This is a genomic window from Acidisphaera rubrifaciens HS-AP3 (assembly GCF_000964365.1).
Taxonomy (GTDB): domain Bacteria; phylum Pseudomonadota; class Alphaproteobacteria; order Acetobacterales; family Acetobacteraceae; genus Acidisphaera; species Acidisphaera rubrifaciens.
This window is the reverse complement of the sequence record NZ_BANB01000027.1, coordinates 1-4,887: the sequence shown is the minus strand read 5'-3', so window position 1 is coordinate 4,887 and position 4,887 is coordinate 1. Positions and strand designations below refer to the sequence as shown.

Below are 4,887 nucleotides of genomic sequence, written 5' to 3'. Positions count from 1 at the left end.
CCGCGACCACCAGCGCCGCCCGCGAGGCGTCGCCCCCGACGCCGGGCACGGCACAGGCCGCCCCCACCGTCCTGGCGGCGACACCGGTCGCCGCCAGGACGGTGGGGCAGTAGACGCTGGGGCAGTAATCGCGATCCCGGGCGCGGTTCCGATGGGCGCCCTGCGCCTGCCGGGACCGGCGCATGCGCGGGCAACGCTTGACCCTTTCGCAGCTGCGGCGCGACCATCGCGAAACGTCTGTTCGGGAGGCACGCCATGAACGTCATCACCAGCCAGGCCTCGCTCGCCGGCATCAGCGAGGAGGAATGGGCCATCCGCTGCGATCTGGCGGCCCTCTACCGGCTGATCGCGCATCACCGGATGACCGACCTGATCTACACCCACATCAGCGCGCGCCTGCCGGGGCCGGAGAACCACTTTCTGATCAACGACTACCGCCGCATGTTCCACGAGATGCGGGCGTCCGATCTGGTCCGGATCGACATGGACGGCAACATCGTCGAACCGAACGGCGGCAACGGCAAGGTCGTCAACGCGGCCGGGTTCTGCATCCATTCGGCGATCCATATGGAGCGCCACGACCTGACCTGCGTCATCCACACCCACACGGCGGCGGGGATCGCCGTGTCGGCGCAGAAGCACGGTCTGCTGCCGATCAGCCAGCATTCGATGAAGTTCTACAACAACATCGGCTATCACGGGTATGAGGGCATCGCGCTCGACCTCGACGAGCGCGATCGGCTGGTGAAGGACCTCGGACCCTATAAGGCGATGATCCTGCGCAACCACGGGCTGCTGGCCTGCGGTTCGACGATCCAGGAAGCGTGGCTGGAGATCTACTATCTCGAGCGCGCGTGCCAGGCGCAGGTGGCGGCGCTGTCGGGCGGGGCCGAGCTGATCCTTCCGCCCGAGGGAGTGCGCCTGCACACCGCCAAGCAGTTCAACCGCGAAGGTCGCGAGGAGCATCAGCGGATGGTGTGGGAGACCTGCCTGCGCCAGATCGAGGGCGACAAGCCGGACTTCCGGTCCTAAGCGCCTTCGGCCGCGGGGGACGCGATGGGCGTCATCCAGTTCGCCGCCCCCCGCGCGATGGTCGTGGGCGGCGGCACGGCGGCACAGATCGCCGACGTGCTGCGCCGCTTCGGCCTGTCCCGTCCGCTGATCGTCACCGACCCGTTCATGGTCTCGTCCGGGCTGATCGACGCGGTCCGCGCACCGCTCGCGGCGGCCGGAATCGGCCATGCGGTGTTCAGCGACACGGTGCCCGACCCGACCGACACGGTGGTCGAGGCGGGCATGGCCGCCCTGGCGGGCGGCGGGTTCGACTGCCTGATCGGATTCGGCGGCGGCTCGCCGATCGACACGGCCAAGGCGATGGCGATCCTCGCCGCCGGCGGCGGCCGGATGCGCGACTACAAGGTGCCGGCGGCGGCGGACGGGCCGGGCCTGCCGGTGATCGCCGTGCCGACCACGGCCGGCACCGGCAGCGAATGCACGCGCTTCACCGTCATCACCGACACCGAACGGTCGGAGAAGATGCTGATCGCGGGCCTCGCCGCCCTGCCGCTCGCGGCGATCGTCGATTACGAGCTGACCTATGGCCTGCCGAAGCGCACCACGGCCGATACCGGCATCGACAGCCTGACGCATGCGCTGGAAGCCTATGTGTCGCAGCGGGCCAATCCGTTCAGCGACGCGCTGGCGCTGTCCGCCATGGCACTGATTGGTCGGCATCTGCGCACCGCCTATGCCGAGCCGCGGAACGCCGCCGCGCGCGAGGGCATGATGCTCGGCGCGACGCAGGCGGGGCTTGCGTTCTCCAACGCCTCGGTCGCGCTGGTGCACGGCATGTCGCGCCCGATCGGCGCGCATTTCCACGTCCCGCACGGCCTGTCGAACGCCATGCTGCTGCCGGCGGTCACCCGCTACAGCATCGACGGCGCGGCGGCGCGCTATGCGACGGCCGCGCGCGCGATCGGCTTTGCCGGAGCCGGCGACGATGATGCCGCCGCATGCGCGAAGCTGGTGGACGGGCTTGCCGCGCTCAACCGCGACCTCGATGTGCCGAGCCCGCGCGCCTATGGCATCGCGGAGGCGGACTGGCACGGACGCATGTCCCTGATGGCGGACCAGGCGCTGGCCTCCGGCAGTCCGGGCAACAATCCGCGCGTGCCCGATGCCGCCGCGATCGTCGGCCTGTACCGCGAAGTCTGGGAAGACAGCTTCCGCAACCGATGAGGCGCGCCGGCGCGCTGCTGCTGGCGGCGTGCCTCGTCGTCGCGCCGGTCGCGCGCGCGTTCGCGGTCCCGGCGGACGTGACGGTCTGTTTTACCGCAGGCGAGCCTTGCCTCGGGCGTATCCTCGCCGCCATCGACGCCGCGCGGTCCGAGATACGGATGCAGGCCTATGCCTTCACGTCCCGCCCGATCCTCGCGGCGCTGATCGCGGCGGCGCGGCGTGGCGTGGATGTGCGACTGCTGCTGGATGCGTCCGCCCTGCATGACCGGGGCGGCCGCGCGGCGTCGGCGGCCGCGGCCGGCCTGGTCGTCCTCGTGGATGCGCCCGACGGGCTCGCGCATATCAAGGCCATCATCATCGACAGGCATCTGGTGATCGGCGGCTCGTACAACTACACGCGCGCCGCCGAACGACGGAACGTGGAGGACGTGACCTTCATCGACAGCTCGCCGATCGCGGCGGATTTCCTGCGCGACTGGAACGCGCGCGCGGCGGTGGCGACGCCGTTCGTGCCGGGGCGGGCGCGGTATCACCGCCACCACGCCCACCGGCGCGGCTGGTAGTGCCGCCACCTATTGCGCGGCGGCGGGGGCGGGCGTCACGTCCTGAAGATGCACGCGCCCGCCCGGCTCCCGGCGCAGCAACAGGCGCCGGTCATGCAGCGCCGCGACTTCCGGCCGGTGCGAGATCGACACGATGGTGGTTCGCGGCAACGCCTCGTGCAGCGCGCGGTAGAGTTCCGCCTCGCTTTCCGGGTCGAGGCTGGCGGTCGCCTCGTCGAGGAACAGCCAGTCGGGCCGGGCGAGGATCGCCCGCGCGAAGGCGATGCGCTGCTGCTCGCCGCCGGACAGGCGCGTGGCCCAATGATCCTCGGCGTCCAGCAGCGGGATGAGGTCGCCCATCCCGACGACTCGCAGCGCGTGTTCGATTGCGCCGGTGTCGGCGGCCCGCGCCTGATCGGGATAGGTGACGACGCGGCGCAGGCTGCCGAGCGGGATATAGGGCCGCTGCGGCAGGAACAGCGTCGTCTCCGCCGGCAGCATCAGGCGGCCCGTGCCGTACGGCCAGATGCCGGCGAGCGCGCGGAACAGCGTCGACTTGCCGCTGCCCGAGCGGCCGGCGATGGCGACCGATTCGCCGGCCTGGAGGTCGAGGTCGAGCCCCTCGTACAGCGTCGTGCCGTCCGGCAGCACCAGCGTCAGCCGGTCGGCGGCAAGCCGACCCGGCGCGCCACCCGTGCGCTCGATTCGCCCCTCCGTGCGTGCCTGTTCGATCGCGCGGTCGAAGGTGGTCAGACGTTCGATGATCGAGCGCAGGCGAGCGAGCGAGTTGGTGTCCGGCGTGTTGCCGCTGTACGAATCGACGAACCACGACATCGCGCCCTGCACGCGGCCGAACGCGTCGACCACCTGCATCATCCCGCCGAGCTCGATCGCGCCGCTGAAATATCGGGGCGCCACGACGACGAGCGGGAAGATCCCGGCGATCTGGCCATAGGTCAGCGTCATGCTGTTGAGCATGACGGTCCGCTTCATGAACTGCCGCCAGTTGCGGTAGATGTTGACGAACCGCGCGACGAGGTTGCTGCGCTCGTCGGCCTCGCCGTCATACAGGGCGATGCCTTCGGCGTTTTCGCGCACCCGCACCGCGGCATAGCGGAAATCCGCCTCGTAGCGTTGCTGGCGGAAATTGATGCCGATCAGCTTGCGACCGATCACGTGCGTCAGCCACGTGCCGAAGCCGGAATAGATCAGCGCGACCCAGACCATGTAGCCCGGGATCACCAGGCCGAATAGCGACACGCTCCCCGACAGCGTCCACAGGATCGACAGGAAGCTGACCATCTCGATCATCGTCGCGATGAACGAGCGACCGAGATTGAGCGTGTTGTCGACGAAGTCGCGCACGTCCTCGGATATGCGCTGGTCGGGGTTGTCGGTCGGGTCCGCGCCGTGTTCGGTCGCGAGGCCGATGCGGTAATACGCCTTGCCCGACAGCCAGGCGTCGACATACCGGTGCGTCATCCACCGCCGCCAGCGTATCTGCAGCAACTGCGTCAGGTAGACGCGCACCAGCGCCATCACCACGTAGACCGTCACGATGATGATGAATCCCGGCATAAGGCCGGTCTTGCCGTGTTGCCAGAACAGCAGCAGATCCCAGAATGCCGTGACGTTCTTGTTCTGGATCGCGTTGAAGAACTCGCGGTTCCAGTAATTGAAGACCACCAGCACCCGCACGCCGAGGAAGCTCAGCAGCAGCACGACGGCCAGCAGCGCGAGCGCCGACCATTTCTCCTCGGAGACGAAATAGGGGCGCGTCAGCCGCCACCCTTCCTTCACGATCTGAGCGAAACGGCGCATCGGGTTCAGTGTCCTGCGAGGTCGGGGGCCAGTGCGTCGTCAAGCGCCGCGAGCCACGCGCGCACCCGCGTGGCATTCACGCCGAAATCGGAATAGCCATACACGCTGCGCGAGTGAAGGATCAGCGTGCTGCCGGGCGGGGCGCCCGGCGCGGGGTCGTCGGTCGCCTGTGCGCTGATGATGTCGGGCCAGTTGCAGACGGCGCTGCGTTCGACCCAATCGGCCCGGCCCGCGGGCGCGCCCGGGTTCGGCAGGTCGTAACAGCGGGGCCGCCCGGCGGCGACCC

The 4,887-nt window shown here is 69.4% G+C and carries 5 protein-coding genes; 3 read left to right on the top strand and 2 right to left on the bottom strand.

Features of this window, described 5'->3' with window-relative positions; all coding sequences use genetic code 11:
* Positions 1–255: 255 nt before the first annotated feature.
* Genes B8460_RS00975 through B8460_RS00965 form a run of 3 tightly spaced genes read left to right on the top strand, consistent with a single transcriptional unit; the run spans position 256 to position 2,801 of the window.
* Complete coding sequence (locus B8460_RS00975) at positions 256–1,032, top strand: class II aldolase/adducin family protein (RefSeq protein ID WP_048859698.1); 777 nt, start codon at positions 256–258, stop codon at positions 1,030–1,032.
* A gap of 24 nt (positions 1,033–1,056) precedes the next feature.
* Entirely contained in the window at positions 1,057–2,238 is a 1,182-nt protein-coding gene (locus B8460_RS00970) for an iron-containing alcohol dehydrogenase (RefSeq protein ID WP_048859697.1), read from the top strand.
* On the top strand, positions 2,235–2,801 hold the full coding sequence (locus tag B8460_RS00965) for a phospholipase D-like domain-containing protein (protein ID WP_048859696.1): 567 nt from the start codon (positions 2,235–2,237) through the stop codon (positions 2,799–2,801). The genes B8460_RS00970 and B8460_RS00965 overlap by 4 nt, the downstream gene beginning before the upstream one ends.
* Positions 2,802–2,810: 9 nt before the next feature.
* Here the strand turns inward: B8460_RS00965 and B8460_RS00960 are convergent, their stop codons facing one another.
* Both B8460_RS00960 and B8460_RS00955 read right to left on the bottom strand, forming a co-directional pair.
* A complete protein-coding gene (locus B8460_RS00960; protein ID WP_084623073.1) occupies positions 2,811–4,601 on the bottom strand; it encodes an ABC transporter ATP-binding protein/permease in 1,791 nt (596 codons plus the stop codon).
* Between the two features lie 5 nt (positions 4,602–4,606).
* A partial coding sequence (locus B8460_RS00955; RefSeq protein ID WP_048859695.1) for a DUF1499 domain-containing protein occupies positions 4,607–4,887 on the bottom strand: 281 nt, incomplete at its 5' end.